Annotated in this window: 10 protein-coding genes; 6 read left to right on the top strand and 4 right to left on the bottom strand. The window is 65.0% G+C overall.

The genetic code is table 11. From position 1 onward, the window contains the following. Positions 1-175 precede the first annotated feature (175 nt). The 6 genes from AC0V2Y_RS06065 (at position 176) to AC0V2Y_RS06040 (ending at position 14,584) form a co-directional block, all read left to right on the top strand. Positions 176-1,786 carry a ShlB/FhaC/HecB family hemolysin secretion/activation protein gene (locus AC0V2Y_RS06065; protein WP_475415565.1) on the top strand — a complete coding sequence of 537 codons (1,611 nt, stop codon included), beginning with the start codon at positions 176-178 and terminating at the stop codon, positions 1,784-1,786. Positions 1,787-1,802: 16 nt separating this feature from the next. Then, entirely contained in the window at positions 1,803-10,160 is an 8,358-nt protein-coding gene (locus AC0V2Y_RS06060) for a beta strand repeat-containing protein (RefSeq protein ID WP_475415564.1), read from the top strand. Continuing rightward, on the top strand, positions 10,129-10,887 hold the full coding sequence (locus AC0V2Y_RS06055; protein ID WP_475415563.1) for a FecR family protein: 759 nt from the start codon (positions 10,129-10,131) through the stop codon (positions 10,885-10,887). The genes AC0V2Y_RS06060 and AC0V2Y_RS06055 overlap by 32 nt, the downstream gene beginning before the upstream one ends. A gap of 91 nt (positions 10,888-10,978) precedes the next feature. Then, positions 10,979-13,414, top strand: coding sequence for a heavy metal translocating P-type ATPase (locus AC0V2Y_RS06050; RefSeq protein WP_475415562.1), 2,436 nt, complete (start codon positions 10,979-10,981; stop codon positions 13,412-13,414). A 1-nt stretch (position 13,415) separates the two neighbouring features. Beyond that, positions 13,416-13,835 (top strand): Cu(I)-responsive transcriptional regulator, encoded by a 420-nt coding sequence (gene cueR, locus AC0V2Y_RS06045; protein WP_475415561.1) that lies wholly within the window; start codon positions 13,416-13,418, stop codon positions 13,833-13,835. Positions 13,836-13,855: 20 nt separating this feature from the next. Then, positions 13,856-14,584: a glutathione S-transferase gene (locus AC0V2Y_RS06040; RefSeq protein WP_475415560.1), complete on the top strand. Its 729-nt coding sequence runs from the start codon at positions 13,856-13,858 to the stop codon at positions 14,582-14,584. A 52-nt stretch (positions 14,585-14,636) separates the two neighbouring features. On the opposite strand, the gene AC0V2Y_RS06035 is transcribed toward AC0V2Y_RS06040, so the two are convergent. The 4 genes from AC0V2Y_RS06035 to AC0V2Y_RS06020 form a co-directional block, all read right to left on the bottom strand. Next, positions 14,637-14,837: a heavy-metal-associated domain-containing protein gene (locus tag AC0V2Y_RS06035; protein ID WP_070219128.1), complete on the bottom strand. Its 201-nt coding sequence runs from the start codon at positions 14,835-14,837 to the stop codon at positions 14,637-14,639. Between the two features lie 83 nt (positions 14,838-14,920). Next, positions 14,921-15,862: a bestrophin family protein gene (locus AC0V2Y_RS06030; RefSeq protein WP_475415559.1), complete on the bottom strand. Its 942-nt coding sequence runs from the start codon at positions 15,860-15,862 to the stop codon at positions 14,921-14,923. Between the two features lie 255 nt (positions 15,863-16,117). Further along, positions 16,118-16,624 (bottom strand): membrane protein insertion efficiency factor YidD, encoded by a 507-nt coding sequence (gene yidD / locus AC0V2Y_RS06025; RefSeq protein WP_475415558.1) that lies wholly within the window; start codon positions 16,622-16,624, stop codon positions 16,118-16,120. 60 nt (positions 16,625-16,684) lie between these two features. After that, positions 16,685-17,359 carry a site-2 protease family protein gene (locus tag AC0V2Y_RS06020; protein WP_475415557.1) on the bottom strand — a complete coding sequence of 225 codons (675 nt, stop codon included), beginning with the start codon at positions 17,357-17,359 and terminating at the stop codon, positions 16,685-16,687. Between the last annotated feature and the right edge of the window lie 54 nt (positions 17,360-17,413).

Here is a 17,413-nt window from a genome sequence, read left to right as displayed (position 1 = left end):
CATTTTTCAGCATGCCCGGCGCGCTGTTTGTTGCGTTGCGATAAAAATCAGGGAGAAATGTTAGAAATTTCTGACTGGAAACTAAAAGCCGTCTAAAATTTGTCTTCAATCCATTGCCGGACACGCTGGCGCCTGCGGGCCGCGCGCTTGTCCGGTTACACAAGAAATCCTTCACATGACATATCGTTTGGTGCACCTGCTTGCGGGTTCCGCGCTGCTGTTCGCCGTCGGCGCCGCCGGCGCCGCCGTTTCCATGGATGAAGCCGCTCCTGCCACGCAGGACGATGGCGTGCCGCGCTTCGAGATCCGCCGCTTCGACGTCCAGGGCAATACCCTGCTCACGTCCGCGCAGGTGCAAGCCTTGCTGGCGCCCTTTACGGGAGCACAGCGCGATTTTTCCGACATCGCCCGCGCCGTCGAGGCGCTGGAAGGGGCTTACCGCGAGCGCGGCTACAGCGCCGTGCAGGTGCAACTGCCCGAGCAGGAACTGGAGCGTGGCGTGGTGCGTCTGAGCGTGCTGCAAACGCCGCTGGGCAAGCTTGTTATCAGCGGCAACGCCTGGGTCGACGAGGCCAACGTGCGGCGCGCCTTGCCATCCCTGCGCGAAGGCGGGACGCCGAACGTGCCGGCCCTGTCGCAAAGCCTGAAGCTGGCCAATGAAAACCCGGCGCGCAAGATCGAAGTGCGGCTGCAGGCCGACGAGCCGGCGGGCGCCATCGATGCCATCGTCACGGTGGCCGATGAAAAGCCCTGGAAGGCCATGCTCAACGTGGACAACACGGGCAATGCGCAAACGGGCAAGACGCACGTGGGCGTGGTGCTGCAGCATGCCAACCTGTTCGGCCGCGACCACGTCGCCAGCCTGCAATACACGAGCAGCCTGGAAAAGCCGGACAAGGTGGGCGTGTATGGCGCCGGCTACCACTTGCCGCTGTATGCGCTGGGCGACTCGATGGACTTTTTCGCCAGCTATTCGAACGTCGATTCGGGCAGCGTCTCGGCCGGCATTTTCGACCTGGCCGTCAGCGGCCAGGGCAGCATGGCCGGCATCCGCTACAACCAGAACTTTGCCCGCAGCGGCGATTTCGAACCCAAGCTCGTGTACGGCGTCGATTACAAGGCTTACCGCAACAGCGTGCAGCTGTTCGGCATGGAACTGGGTGCCGACGTCACCGTGCATCCGCTCAGCATCAGCTATATCGGCAACTGGACCTTGCCCGAGGGCGAGACCAGCGTGGCGGTCACCTTCGCGCATAACATTCCTGGCGGCAAGCATGGCGCGCAAGCCGATTTCGACCGCGTGCGCGCGCATGCCAAGGCCGCCTACAACACGCTGCGCCTGAGCGCCAGCACGGGCCGCGGGCTGGCCGGCGACTGGCAATGGCGCGCGCTGGCCAACGCGCAGGTGACGCCCGACGCGCTGGTGCCGGGCGAGCAGTTCGGCGCCGGCGGCGCCGCGTCCGTGCGCGGCTTTGCCGAGCGCGAGGTAGCGAACGATTCGGGCGTCAACCTGAACCTGGAACTGTACACGCCGAACTGGTGCGGCCAGGCGCTCGGCTACCAGTGCCGCGCGCTGGCGTTCTATGACACGGCCTGGCTGCGCCGCAACCATGCGCTGCCCGGCGAAAGCGCGTCGCAAGGCATCAGCAGCGGCGGCCTCGGCCTGCGTTTGCTGCTGAGCCGCTACGCCAATCTGCAACTCGATTACGCCCATGTCGTCAATGGCGGCGACACGGGACAGCGGGGCGCCAACCGCCTGCATTTCCGCCTCGCCTTGGCCTACTAGCATCAGGATGAACACCATGCACAACCACGTCCCGCACGCCTCCGTTTTCATCCTGACGCCCGCCTTTTCGTCACCCTATGCGCTACCGCTGCGCCGCACGGCGCTGGCGCTGCTGCTGGCCGGCTGTTTCGGCGCCGCACAGGCCAACCCCGCCTTGCCACAGGTGGTCCATGGACAGGCGACGTTCAACCAGCAGGGCAACGTCTTCTCGATCACGAACACGCCCAACACCATCATCAACTGGCAGAGCTTTTCCATCCATGCGGGCGAAATCACGCGCTTCATCCAGCAGAACGGCAATAGCGCCGTACTGAACCGCATCACGGGACAAGACCCCAGCAAGATACTGGGCGCGCTCGAATCGAACGGCAAGGTCTTCCTGATCAACCCGAACGGCATCGTCTTCGGCCAGGGCGCGAAAGTGGACGTGAACGGCCTGGTCGCTTCCAGCCTGGGCATGTCGAATGAGGACTTCCTGGCAGGCAAGCGCCAGTTCACGGCCGGCGGCGTGGCCGGCGCCGTCGGCAATGCGGGCATCATCAACGCTGGCAAGGGCGGGCAAGTGCTGCTGATCGCGCCGAACGTGGAAAACACGGGCATCATCACGGCGCCGAATGGCGAAGTGATCCTGGCGGCCGGGCGCAGCGTGCAGCTGGCCGACCCCGGCAATCCGCAATTGCGCGTGCTGGTCTCGGCACCGGCCGACCAGGCCTTGAACCTGGGCCAGATCATCGCCCAGGGCGGCAGCATCGGCATGGCCGGCGCGCTGGTCAGCCAGCGCGGCGTGCTCAACGCCAACAGCGCCGTTGTCGGCGAGAACGGCAGGATCGTGCTCAAGGCCAGCGGCAAGGCGCTGCTCGAAGCGGGCAGCGTCACCAGCGCCATGGGCGCGGCCGGCACGGGCGGCCAGATCCAGGTGCTCGGCGAGCAGGTGGGTTTGCTGGGCAATGCGAAGGTCGACGCCAGCGGTGCCACGGGCGGCGGCACGGTCTTGCTGGGCGGCGACTACCAGGGCAAGAACGCGGCCGTGCAGAATGCGCGGCAAGTGCTGGTTGGCAAGGATGCCAGCGTGACCGCCGATGCCGTCGTCAGCGGCAACGGTGGCAAGGTCATCGCCTGGGGCGATGAATCGGCGCAGGTGCACGGCAGCATGTCCGCGCGCGGCGGCGCGCAGGGCGGCGACGGCGGCTTTGTGGAAACGTCGGGCCATTACCTGGCCGTCGACGGCATCCGCGTCGATACCAGTGCGGCGCATGGCAAGCGCGGCAACTGGCTGCTCGATCCTTACGATATCACCGTGGTCGCCGGTTCGGGCGGTCAGTTGAGCAGCTTCGACCAGTTCGCCGACGCGCCATCCACCGGCAACGCCAGCATCGGCGCCGACCTGATTTCCGGGGCCAGCAGCAACGTCACCTTGCAGGCCCTGCATCGCATCAATTTCAACAGCGCCATCAACATCGCGCAGCAAGGCGTGGGCTTGACGGCGCAGGCGGGCGAGATCATCAATGTCAATGCGCCCATCACCACCAATGGCGGCCATATCACGCTGTCGGCCAACGATGCGGCCGCCGGCCTGGCCTATGGCGCCGGCTCGAACGTGAACCTGAACGCGGCGCTTGGCAGCGGCAATGGCGAGGTACGGCTGTCCGGCGCCGGCATCACTTTCGGCGTCGGCTCGGTCAATGTCGGCAACGGCAACCTGACCTTGCGCGCGAATGTCGCCGGTGGTTCCATCGACCTGACGGGCAGCGGCGATCAGCTGCTGGGCAGCGGCGTCGCCGGCCAGACGGTGCTGCTGGAGGCGGACAACATCAGCATCAACGGCGCCATCAATGTTGGCGGCGCCGCCGGCAATGCCGGGGTGACCATGCAGGCGTTCAGCGCGGGACGAGAGATCGTGCTGGGCGACAAGCCCGGTAACGGCCTGCGCCTGACCAATGCCGAACTGAACCGTATCGCCGCCGGCAGCGTGCATATCGGCAGTACCGCCGGCGGCGACCTGACGGTGGAGCAGGCGATCGACCTGGCGATTGTCGCGGCGGGCGGCGGCGTGAAAAACCTCGTGCTCGAAAGCGGCGGCAATGTGCTCGTAGCGAACACCTTGGCGCTGCGCCAGGACGGCGGCAGCATCGCCGCCACGGCCGCCGGCCTGCTGTCGGTCGCCAGCGGCGGCGGCTTGTCCGCAGGGGCGCTCCATCTGGTTGCCGACAATATGAGCCTCGGCGGCGGTGCGCAATCGGTAGCGGCCACGGCGGGCGGCACCGTCAGTCTGAACCGCCGTTCCAGCGTGGGCACCATTACCCTGGGCACGGGGGCGGCGGACAATGCCAGCAGCCTGGGCCTGAGCGAAGCGGAATTGAAGACCATCAGCGCCGGTGCCGTGCTGGTGGGCGGCGACAGTTTTAGCGGGGTCGTCAATCTCATGGGCGCGCTGGACCTGGCGTCGCAAGGCGAGCTGAACCAACTTGTGCTGCGCACGGGCGGGAATATCAACCTGAACGGTCCCCTCAGCGTGGCCAGGGGCTTGACCCTGGCTTCCGGCGGCAACATCAGCGCCAGCGGCGCCGTCAGCGTGGGTGGCGATTTCCTGCTCGATGGCGGCCGCTGGGTGCAAAACAGCGCCAGCCTGCCCGGATTTTCCGCGCGCGGCTTCGGCATTGCGCAGGGCAGTTTCCTGCGCGCGAGCGGCGGCGACGGCGGCACGTCCTCGCCCTATCTGATCGCCGATATCTATGGCGTGCAAGGCATCGCCAGCCTGGGTCTGGGCAACAGCTATCGCCTGGCCGGCAATATCGACGCCAGCGGCACGACGAACTGGAACGATGGCCAGGGCTTTGTGCCGATCGCCGGCGGCGGCAGCGGTTTTTCCGGCGTCTTCGATGGCGGCGGATTTACGCTCAGCAATTTGAAGATCGACCGCAGCCTGGCCCCAGGTTCGGCCGCAGGCCTGTTTGGCGCCGTGCAGGGCGGCACCTTGCGCAACCTGACCCTGAGCGGCGGCAGCGTCACCGGCACGGCGAACGTGGGCGCGCTGGCGGGCGAGGTCGTCAGCGGCACTATCGACGGCGTGAACAGCAGCGTGGCCGTCAGCGGCCAGCGCAATGTCGGCGGCCTGGTGGGCAGCAACGGCGGCGCCATCACGCTGTCGGCCAGCAGCGGCGCCGTCACCGGCGTGAATGCCGATGGCGGCGGCGCCATCGGCGGCCTGGCGGGATCGAATGCGTCCGGCGCCAGCATCGCGACCTCGTACGCCACCGGCGCGGTGACGGGCGCGCGCGAGATGATCGGCGGCCTGGTCGGCAACAACCAGGGGGCGCTGAGCCAGTCTTATGCCACCGGCAAGGTCAGCGGCGCGCGCAGCATCGGCGGCCTGGTGGGCCTGAACGGCGGCACCATTAATGATGCGTATGCCAGCGGCGCCGTGGGCCGGGCCGGCATTGCCGATTCCATCTTACCCTGGGAAAACATGGGCGGGCTGGTCGGTGAAAGCACGGGCAGCGTCAGCCATGTCTTCAGCAGCGGCGCCGTGACCGGCGACGGCTATGCGGCGGTGGGCGCGGTGGCCGGCCGCGTGGCTACCGGTTCGCCGTTCGCCTATGGTTTTTTCAATTATGAAACGTCGCTGGTGCAGATGGATGGCGGCGGCTCCAGCGGCCGCAGCACGGCGCAGATGCGGCAGCAAGGCAGTTTCAACGATTACAATTTCAGCAGCGTGTGGCGTATCTACGAAGGCTACACGACGCCGATGCTGAAGGCTTTCCTCAAGCCGCTGCAGGTGAATCTCTCGGGCAATGCCACGGGCAAGGTCTACGATGGCCAGCTGGCCGCCTTCCTCGGCTCGATTGGCTACGTGGGACTGCTCGACGGTGATGTGGGCGTGAATGGCAGCCTCGGCTATGGCAACGCGCGCAACGTGGGCAGCTACGAAGCGACGGGCCTGTGGTCGACCAAGTACGACATCACCATGGGCGGCACGACCACCTTCGCCATCACGCCGCGCGCGCTGACGGTGAGTCTCGGCGGCAATGGCAAGGTCTATGACGGCACCCTGGGCTACGATGGCGTCAGTTTCCTGCTGGGCAACGTGGTCACGGGCGACAACATCAGCGTCAGCGGCAGCGCCGCCTTCCTCGACAAGAATGTGGGCGCCAGCAAGGCCGTGCACGCCAGCGGCCTGGCCCTGGGCGGCAATGAACTGGGCAACTACAGCCTGGCCGCGACGACGGCCGATGGCACGGCGGCCATCACGGCGCGCGTCCTGAACTATGGCGTTTCGGGCGCGCAGAGCCGCGTCTACGACGGCACCTTGCTGGCGGCCCTGAATGGCTACTTCGAAGGCCTGGTAACGGGCGACCAGGTCGCCATGGCGGATTTGCAGGGCAGCTTCCGCGACAAGCATGTCGGCACTGGCAAAGTGGTCGATTATCAGGTGGCGACGGGTCACCTGACGGGCGCCGATGCGGGCAACTATGTACTCAATGGAAATGCGGGTAGTACCACGGCCGACATCGCGGCGCGCACCCTGAACGTGAGCTTTACTGGCATCAACAAGACCTACGACGGCACGACGGGCGCGCAAGTGGGCTTTGGCGACGACCGCGTCCAGGGCGATGCCTTGACGGTGGCGGGCACTGCCGCGTTTGGCAACAAGAACGCCGGTGCGGGCAAAACCGTCACGGTGACCAATGTGGGCGTGAGCGGTGCCGACGCCGGCAACTATGTGCTGGGTTCCAACTCTGGCAGCACTACGGCCGACATCGCGGCGCGCACCTTGAACGTGAGTTTTACTGGCATCAACAAGACCTACGACGGCACGACGGGCGCGCAAGTGGGCTTTGGCGACGACCGCGTCCAGGGCGATGCCTTGACGGTGGCGGGCACTGCCGCGTTTGGCAACAAGAACGCCGGTGCGGGCAAAACCGTTACGGTGACCAATGTGGGCGTGAACGGTGCCGACGCCGGCAACTATGTGCTGAGCAGCAATGCTGGCAGCACCACGGCCGACATCGCGGCACGCACCCTGAACGTGAGTTTTACTGGCGTCAACAAGACCTACGACGGCACGACGGGCGCGCAAGTGGGCTTTGGCGACGACCGCGTCCAGGGCGATGCCTTGACGGTGGCGGGCACTGCCGCGTTTGGCAACAAGAACGCCGGTGCGGGCAAAACCGTCACGGTGACCAATGTGGGCGTGAGCGGCGGCGACGCCGGCAACTATGTGCTGGGTTCCAACTCTGGCAGCACCACGGCCGATATCGCGGCGCGCACCTTGAACGTGAGCTTTACTGGCGTCAACAAGACGTATGACGGCACGACGGGCGCGCAAGTGGACTTTGGCGACGACCGCGTCCAGGGCGATGCCTTGACGGTGGCGGGCACTGCCGCGTTTGGCAACAAGAACGTGGGTGCGGGCAAAACCGTTACGGTGACCAATGTGGGCCTGAACGGTGCCGACGCCGGCAACTACGTGCTGAGCAGCAATGCCGGCAGCACCACGGCCGACATCGCGGCGCGCACCCTGAACGTGAGTTTTACTGGCGTCAACAAGACGTATGACGGCACGACGGGCGCGCAAGTGGGCTTTGGCGACGACCGCGTCCAGGGCGATGCCTTGACGGTGGCGGGCACTGCCGCGTTTGGCAACAAGAACGCGGGTATTGGCAAGACTGTCACGGTGACCAATGTGGGCGTGAACGGTGGCGACGCCGGCAACTACGTGCTGAGCAGCAATGCCGGCAGCACCACGGCCGACATCGCGGCGCGCACCCTGAACGTGAGCTTTACTGGCGTCAACAAGACGTATGACGGCACGACGGGCGCGCAAGTGGGCTTTGGCGACGACCGCGTCCAGGGCGATAGCCTGACGGTGGCGGGCACTGCCGCGTTTGGCAACAAGAACGCGGGTATTGGCAAGACTGTCACGGTGACCAATGTGGGCGTGAGCGGCGGCGACGCCGGCAACTATGTGCTGGGTTCCAACTCTGGCAGCACCACGGCCGACATCGCGGCGCGCACCCTGAACGTGAGCTTTACTGGCGTCAACAAGACGTATGACGGCACGACGGGCGCGCAAGTGGGCTTTGGCGACGACCGCGTCCAGGGCGATGCCTTGACGGTGGCGGGCACTGCCGCGTTTGGCAACAAGAACGCGGGTATTGGCAAGACTGTCACGGTGACCAATGTGGGCGTGAACGGTGCCGACGCCGGCAACTACGTGCTGAGCAGCAATGCTGGCAGCACCACGGCCGACATCGCGGCGCGCACCCTGAACGTGAGCTTTACTGGCGTCAACAAGACCTACGACGGCACGACGGGCGCGCAAGTGGGCTTTGGCGACGACCGCGTCCAGGGCGATGCCTTGACGGTGGCGGGCACTGCCGCGTTTGGCAACAAGAACGCCGGTGCGGGCAAAACCGTCACGGTGACGAACGTGGGCGTGAACGGTACCGACGCCGGCAACTATGTGCTGGGCGCCAACACCGGCAGCACCACGGCCGATATCGGCGCGCGCGCGCTGAACCTGTCCGGCGTAGCGGGCAGCAAGGTCTACGATGGCACGACGGGCGCGCAACTGAGCCTGGGCGATGACCGTGTCGCCGGCGACAGCTTGACAGCCTCGGCAGTGGCCAACTTCGCGGACAAGAACGTGGGCGTAGGCAAGGCTGTGCAGCTGAGCGGCGTTGCGCTGACGGGTGCCGATGCGGGTAATTATTTCATCGTCTTGCCGACGGGCTTGCTGGCCAGCATCACGCCCGCCAGCCTGACCCTGGCGGGCCTGAATGCGGCCGGCAAGGTGTATGACGGCACGACCAGCGCCGTCGTCAGCGCCACGGCAAGCGGCGTGCTGGGCCAGGACGTGGTCGCCGTGGTGGGCGGCAGCGGCAGTTTTGCCGATAAGAACGCAGGCGCGGGCAAGCTGGTGAGGGCCAGCGGCTTCCGCCTGGCGGGCGCCGATGCGGGCAACTACACACTGGAGACGACGGGCGGCACGGCGCAGGCAACGATCGCGCAAAAACAATTGTCGACCTGGGTAGCCAGCGGCAACGGCTTGTGGAGCGATGCCGCCAACTGGGACGGCGGTGTGGTGCCGGAAGGCGCGAACGTGCTGGCTGTCGACTTTAGCAACAGCAAGGGCATCGTCACCTACAGTGCGGCGGCCGGCAATACCATCCTGAAAAACCTGACTTCCGCGACGGGCTTGCTGCTGACGGGCGGCAGCCTGACCCTCGGTGAAAGCGCGCTGGATCGTTCCGTACTGGGCGGCCTGGCCGGCCTGGAAATCAACGGCGGCAACCTGCTGCTGAACGGCAGCCTGTCGGCGGACCGTTACGCGCAAGGCGGCGGCGTGTTGAGCGGCAATGGCAACTTGCTCGTCGCCAACAGTTTTAATCAGACTGCCGGCGCCATCCGGCTGGCGGGCCAGCTGGCCATCACGCAAGCGGCTGGCGACTTGCGCTTCGCCAGCCTGGCGGCCAACGATGTGCAGCTGAGCGCCTTGAACGGCGCCATCGGCCAGGACGGTGCGCTGCTCGCCAGCAGCTTGACGGCACGGGCGCAAAACGGCATCGTGCTGGGCAATGCGGGCAACCAGGTGGGCAGTTTTAGTGCCAGCAATAGTGCCGGCGGCGGCATTACGCTCAACAATACCTCGGCGCCGGGCACCTTGATTCTGGGAACGCTCGTCACGGGCGCGGGCAATATCGCCGTCGACAACACGGGCGGCATCGCGGCCGGCAACATCAATGCGAATGGCGGCAACGTCAGCGTGACGGCGCACAGCCCCGTCGCCGTCAACGGCAGGATCGCGGGCAATGATATCGCGCTCAATGCCAGTACGGACGTGGTGCTGGGCGATGGCGCGCAGCTGGCGGCGGCGCGCGACATCAGCCTGGTGGCAGGCGGCGACGTCCGTGTCGAAGGCAATGCGAATATCGTTAGCGGCGGCCATTTCAGCGCCAGCGCGGGCGCCAACGTGCGCTTTGCGGACACGGCCAGCTTCGTCTTGCCGGCAGCGGCCAGCATGAGCGTGCTGGCGAAAACGGGCAGCATCACGGGCGACGCGGGTGTGCGCATCAACCGCCAGCGCAGCGGCGTGACCCTGCTGGCGCCGACCGGCACGGTAAATATGGCGGACGCCATTTTCCTGCCAGCGACCACCATCGACAAGCCCGTCATCGATGCCAGCGCCAGCGCTGCCATCGATGAAGCCTTGCGCATCATCAAGCAGGCCGACCGTGCCAACACCCCGCTCGCATCCACGACGCCCGCCAAGCCTGAGGAAAAGAAGAAAGACAGCAAGGATATTGCCGATGCCACAGATAAACCGACAGGATACAAATACGATGATGCCGCTAAAAAAATGTACTGCAATTAAGGCCTTTTTGTGGCTGGCCCTGATGTGCGTGGGCGCGCACGCCTGGGCCGGGCAGGTGGCCGGTACCGTCATGCAATTGAGCGGTCCGCTGATGGCGAAAAAGGCCGATGGCAAGGTGAAATTGTTGGCCATCAAGTCCGAAGTCGAGCAGGGCGACACCTTGCTGACGGAAAAGGAGACCTATGCCTTGATCAAGCTGATCGACAATAGCGAAATCACCTTGAAACCGAATACCAGTTTCGTGATCGAGCAATTCAGCTACACGGCCGAGCAGCCCGATGGCGACCACGCCATCTTCAGTTTGCTCAAGGGGGGCTTGCGTTCCGTCACGGGCCTGCTGGGCAAGCGCAACAAGGAGCGCTTCGAGATGAAGACGCCGGCCGCCACCATCGGCATTCGCGGCACGACTTTCATTGCCACCGTCATCCCGCCTGGGACGCCGTCGTTGCCGGCACCGGCACCGGGACCGACAAGCCAGCTGCGGGCGCCGGGCCTGTATGTGCAGGTACTCGATGGCCTGATTCATGTGACGAATCCAGCGGGTACGAGTAATTTTTCTGCGGGACAATTTGGCTATACGCCCAACTTCAGGCAGCCGCCCGCCCCCTTGCCCGTCAACCCCGGCATCCCGTTCACGCCGCCACCGGTCTTTTCATCGTCGTCACCAAGCCCGGGCAGCGCGGCAGGCGGCAGCAAGCCTGCCACCATCGACTGCGTGGTGCGCTAAGGTGTGCTGCAGGCTGAAATAGGGCTTGACCTTCCCATCATGGGATAGCAGATCCTGTACATATCAGTTAATCTTTCGTACAGGATCTGCCATGAATCAGAGTGCACTCGCTCCCGCCGCTTCCCCTCCCGCCGCCGCGCACGCGCAGGCGCTGGCCATCGAAGGCATGAGCTGCGCCTCGTGCGTGGGCCGCGTGGAAAAAGCCCTGGCCGCCGTGCCGGGCGTGACCCAGGCCAGCGTCAACCTTGCCACGGAAGTGGCCAAAATCAGTTCCGATACGCCGATTCCCCTGGCCACCTTGCAGGCAGCCGTGGAAAAGGCCGGCTACACGGTGGCGCAGCGCGAGATCGACCTGAACATCGCCGGCATGACGTGCGCCTCTTGCGTGGGCCGGGTGGAAAAAGCCCTGCTGAAGGTGCCCGGCGTGCTGGCCGCCAGCGTCAACCTGGCCACGGAAAGCGCGCGCATCAAGGTCACGGGCGGCGCGGATGCCGCCACCCTGATCGCCGCCATCGACAAGGCCGGCTACGAGGCCAAGGCTCCTGCCGCCAGCCAGGCCAGCGCGCCCGTTGTGGCGCCCAACCGCGACGGCATGAAAGTGGCGTTCGCGGCCGTGCTGGCTTTCCCATTGATGCTGCCCATGCTGCTCGAGTGGGCCGGCATCCATCTGATGCTGCCCGGCGCTGTGCAATTCGCGCTGGCCACGCCCGTGCAGTTTTATTTTGGCGCCCGGTTCTACAAGGCGGGCTGGAAGGCGGCCCGTGCCGGCAGCGGCAATATGGATCTGCTGGTGGCGCTGGGCACGAGCGCCGCGTATGGCTTGTCCGTCTATCAATGGCTGACGGCGGGCGAGATGCTGCCGCATTTGTACTTCGAGGCATCGGCCGTCGTCATTACGCTGGTGCTGCTGGGCAAATGGCTGGAAAGCCGCGCCAAGCGGCAGACGGCCTCGGCCATCCGCGCGCTGCAGGTCTTGCGTCCGGAATCGGCCCGCGTGCGTCGCGACGGCGTCGAGATCGACTTGCCCGTGGCACAGGTAAACGTGGGCGACCTGGTGGTGATCCGCCCCGGCGAGCGGGTGGCCGTCGATGGCGTGGTGGTGGAAGGCGCAAGCCAGGTCAACGAATCGCTGATCACGGGTGAAAGCTTGCCGGTCGATAAGCATCCGGGCGACAAGGTGACGGGCGGCGCCATCAATGCGGATGGCCTGTTGCTGGTGCGCACGCAAGCGGTGGGCGGCGAGACGACCCTGTCGCGCATCATCCGCCTGGTCGAAGATGCGCAGGCGGCCAAGGCGCCGATCCAGCATCTGGTCGACAAGGTCAGCGCGATCTTTGTTCCCGTGGTGCTGTTGCTGGCGCTGCTGACCATGCTGGGCTGGTGGTTCGCCACAGGCGAGCTGGAAAACGCCATCATCAATGCCGTGGCCGTGCTGGTCATCGCCTGCCCCTGCGCGCTGGGCCTGGCTACGCCGACGGCCATCATGGCCGGCACGGGCGTGGCCGCCCGCTACGGCATCCTGATCAAGGATGCGGAAGCGCTGGAAGTGGCGCACGCCGTCAATACCGTCGTGTTCGACAAAACGGGCACCCTGACGGTGGGTAAGCCTGCCCTGGCGGCCCTGCATGCGCACGGCATCGACGATGCACGGCTGTTGCAGCTGGCGGCCAGCATCCAGCGTGGCAGCGAGCACAGCCTGGCTACGGCCGTGCTGGATGCGGCAGGCGCGCGCCACATCGAGCCCTTGCCCGCCACGGCCCTGTCGGCCTTGCCGGGCCGCGGGCTGGCGGCGAATGTCGACGGCCTGGACCTGAAACTGGGCAGCACGCGGCTGATGCAGGAGTTAAACGTGGACATGACGCCGCTGGCGGCACAGGCCTTGTCGCTGGAAAACACGGGCAACACGATCTCGTGGCTGGCTTCGGGATCGGAGCTGCTGGGCCTGTTCGCCTTCAGCGACCAGGTCAAGCCGAACGCGCAGGCGGCCATTGCCCATCTGCACAGCCTGGGCATCCGCACGGTGATGCTGACCGGGGACAACCAGGGCAGCGCCGACGCCGTCGGCAAGCTGCTGGGCATCGACACGGTGGCGGCGAAAATGCTGCCGGCCGATAAAACCGCTAAAATCACGGCACTGAAAGGCGAGGGCGCGAAAGTGGCCATGGTGGGCGACGGCATCAACGATGCGCCCGCGCTGGCTGCCGCGGACGTGGGCATCGCCATGTCGACGGGCACGGACGTGGCCATGCATGCGGCCGGCATCACCCTGATGCGCGGCGACCCGGCCCTGGTGGCGGACGCCATCGATATCTCGCGCCGCACCTACAGCAAGATACGGCAGAATCTGTTCTGGGCCTTCATTTATAACCTGATCGGCATTCCGCTGGCCGCCTTCGGCTTGCTCAACCCCATGGTGGCGGGCGCGGCGATGGCCTTCAGTTCCGTCAGCGTGATCAGCAATGCCCTGTTGCTGCGCCGCTGGACAGCGCGCAGTCATGCAGGCAGCGCGCATATCAAGGAGTCATAGGATGAATATCGGCCAGGCGGCAAGCGAGACGGGCGTATCGGCAAAAATGATACGCTACTACGAGAGTATTTCATTGCTAAAACCCAGCGCGCGCAGCGACGCCGGCTACCGCATCTACACGCCGAACGACTTGCATGCCTTGCGTTTTATCAAGCGCGGGCGGGGGCTGGGCTTTTCGCTGGAACAGATCCGCGAACTGCTGTCGCTGTGGCAAAACGACCAGCGCGCCAGCGCGGACGTGAAGGGCATCGCCCTGGCCCACGTCGCCGAGCTCAACAAGCGCATCGCCGAATTGACGGAAATGCGCGATACCCTGGCCCACCTGGCGCAATCGTGCCACGGTGACGACAAACCCGATTGCCCCATCTTGCAAAGCCTGGGGCTGGCCGGCGACACGGAAGCGAAGGCTTGCTGCCATTGAGGTAAATCAACGGAGGCTCTATGGCGTATGAACTGTATTATTGGCCCACGATACAGGGACGGGGCGAATTCATCCGCCTGGCCCTGGAAGAGGCGGGCGCCGACTACCGCGATATCGCCCGCTTGCCTGAGCGCCAGGGACAGGGACTATCCGCCATGCTGGCCTGCCTCGACGGCGGCAGCACGCCGCATGCGGCCTATGCGCCGCCCGTGCTGCGCGACGGCGACTTGCTGATCGGCCAGACCACGAATATCCTGCTCTACCTGGGCCGCCGCCTGGGCCTGGCGCCGCGCGCGGAAAGCGGCCGTTTATGGCTGAACCAGCTGCAACTGACCATGGCCGACTGGCTGACGGAAGTGCACGACACGCACCATCCGTTGTCGATGAATCAATATTATGAGGAACAAAAACAGGCGGCCCTGCTGCGCGGCGCGGATTTTCGCAGCACGCGCCTGCCGAAATTCCTCGATTATTTCACCCAGGTCCTGCTGAATAATCGCAGCCGCGGTCATTATCTGGTGGGCGCAAGGCTCACGTATGGCGACCTGTCGCTGTTCCAGATGCTGGCCGGCTTGCGTTATGCGTTTCCGCAAGCCATGGCGCGCCTGGCGCCCGGCTATCCCTTCCTGTCCGAGTTGCACGATACGGTGGCGGCGCGGCCGAACATCGCCCGCTACCTGCGGTCGAAGCGCAGGATCGCGTTCAATCAGGAAGGCATCTTCCGCCATTACCCGGAACTGGACGGATAAGAAAACAGCCGGCGCAATGGCCGGCTGTTGTGCATGTCGCTTTGCGTGCCATTTATTGCGCGCTGGTAACGGGGTAGCCCGCCTCGACGATGGCGGCGCTGATGGCGCCCAGTTCTGCTGGCGATTCCACCGTGACGCGCTTGCTGGCCAGGTCGATCTGCACCTGGGCTTGCGGATCGATGGCTTGCACCGCTTTCGTGACCGAGCCGACGCAATGGCCGCAGCTCATGTTTTCAACTTGTAACTGATACATGACAAGCACTCCTTGAATGATTAGGTGCGTCCACTGTAAGCCTTCCCCCGATGGTAAGGTCAAGGGGAAAGCTGGCGTGCGCATCAATTCAGCAGGAAATCGTCCGCTTGCATGGGCGGCGGCACGTTCTCATCCTGCAAGGATTCGCGCAAGCTGATTTCGATGGCGCGGCACATGGCCGACAGCGGCAGATCGTTGGCATCTTCGCCGAACGGCTCCTCGATCTCGTCGCCCAAGGCATCGAGGCCGAAGAAGGTGTAGGCGACGATGGCGACGACGAATGGCGTCATGAAGCCGAGCGAGTCGACCAGGCCGAAGGGCAGCAGGAAGCAGTACAGATAGGCTGTCCGGTGCAGCAGCAGCGAGTACGAAAACGGAATCGGCGTGCTGCGGATGCGTTCGCACGAAGCGCCTGCCGCTACCATGGCCGAGACCGTGCTATCGATCTGTGCGGTGAGGATGCTGTCGATGCGGCCCTGCCGGACGCAGTCGGCCAGGTCGTGGCCCATCTGCAGCATCAGGTAGTCGGATGGATTCGATGCCTGGCAAGCCGCTTCCCATTCTGCCGGGCGCAGCAGCGGCTGCAAGTCGGCCGGTCCGCGCGTGTCGCGCAACTGGTGACGCAGGGCGTGGCAAAAGGCGATGGCGCGGTAAATCATGCGCACGCGCACATCGTCCAGGCCCAGCCTGGCGTGGGCCGGCGTGTCGCCGCGTATCATCGTCTGGCACTGGCGCGAGAAATTACGGCTGCGCAACACCAGTTCGCCCCACAGCTTGCGCGCTTCCCAGTAGCGGTCGTAGGCGGCCGTGTTGCGAAAGCCCAGGAAGATGGCCAACGGCAAGCCGATCAGGGTAAACGGGATGGTGGTGAGGATCACCTTGTGGTCGAACAAGGTGCCGTGGCACCACGTGACGAGGGAGGCGATCAGGGTATTGACGATGAGCGTGGTGCGGATGCGCGGCAGGACGGAGCCGCGCACGACGAGGAACAGCCGTAGCGCCGATGGGCGCTCGCGCACGATCATGCTGGTCTCCCTGGCGGGAGCTGGGCTGGCGGGGAACGGCGCGCCCGGTGATGGGTAAAAGAAGAAAGACGCAGTGGCAAGTGCCGGGAACAAAAAGCCCGCGGTGCGTGCGGGCTGAGCTGGGTGTGCATGGGAAACAGTGTAGGGAAGACGGTTTAAGTATAGGCCGCCGATCCGTTTCCAGCCAATTCACAGTGATAATGGGTATTATTCATTTCATGAATGAATATTTCATTTGTAATTTATTGTGTGAATTTAACTATCCGTATCCTGTCGCTGCCTGATCTTCTTGCGGTGTTCTTCCTGCTGCCGTTTCAGTGCGGCACTGGCTGTATAGTCGTTGCGGAACCACGTCGGGTTCTTGCCGCGGCCCGGCCGGGAGCAATCAGCCAGGCTGGCCACGTCGGCGCAGTCGCAAGCGCAGTCCAGCAAAGGCACGTCGCAATCGCAAAATCCCGCCTGGGCCTGGCGGCGCGCGCTGCGCCGCGCCTGCGGATGCAGCGCCAGGTGTCGGCGATGGCGTTCGCCGCAGGCGCGCAGGCGCCGTTGCAACAGCGCCAGTCCCGGGCGCAAGCCGTGGCGCGCGATGACCTTGCAGCCATAGGCGGAGCAGCTGCCGCGCCCTGTCAGCACGCGGTAGGTGCAGGAGTAGCCTTTCCAGGGCGACAGATGGCGCTGGTAGGCACGGATCGCCCACAGGGCCAGATGCTTGCCGCAGGTGTCGAGTGAAAAAATGCGGGTTCCTTGGGCGGTCGCGTTCATTAGAGTAATGCAATGTTGCGAGCATACAATAGGGCTGCAAATAAGAATAGCGCCAGGGGCCTAGGCGCCCAAGCTTTTCCAGCCATGCCAGCCGAACGCCGCCAGCCACGCCACCATGATCGCCAGCCCCGGCAGCAACAGCCATTTTGCTGCCGTTTCTTCCCACGCCACATACGGCTGGCCACCGCGTGCGATGGCCAGCAGCGCCTGACCGCCATTCAGGCCGGCGAACGGCAGCAGATTAAAGGCGCACAGTTTCAATGCGAACAGGGCGAACACCAGCGCAAAGCCGTGCGTGCGGGCAAATGTTTCCCCTTCACCCAGCAATTCCTGCGCCGTCGACAACGGCGCCAGCGCGCCAGCGACGATGTGCCCGAAGGCGGCGATAAAGCGCTCCCAGCCTGATGCTCCCATGATGCCCAGCGCCAAGGCCAGCAGCACGGCCACGCCGCTCAGGGGCAGCAGCGCCTGCTTCCACAGCGGCTGGAAGTTGTAGGCGTCAAGGCAGGGATCGTCGTCATACAGAGTTTCCTCGCGCGTATCCTTCAGCACCAGATTGCCGGCCAGCGGCAGCAGCTTGAGGTGGACTTTGCCCCAGGTCAGCAAGGTGGGGCCGACGCCATAGCTGACGCTGCGCACCGTGATGCCGAACAGCCTGGCGCAGGCCGCCATGACGGAAATGTGGAGGAACATGAAGACAATAAGGCAGAGCAGCAACTGCAGGGCGGGATGCATGGGGCGGGTTGTCCAGGAAAAAAGGAGCGGTATTAGAACATGCCGCAGGAAAAA

This window comes from Janthinobacterium sp. BHSEK, assembly GCF_056174685.1.
Note: the sequence above shows the minus strand (reverse complement) of the source record. Positions and strands in the feature narration are given on the sequence as shown.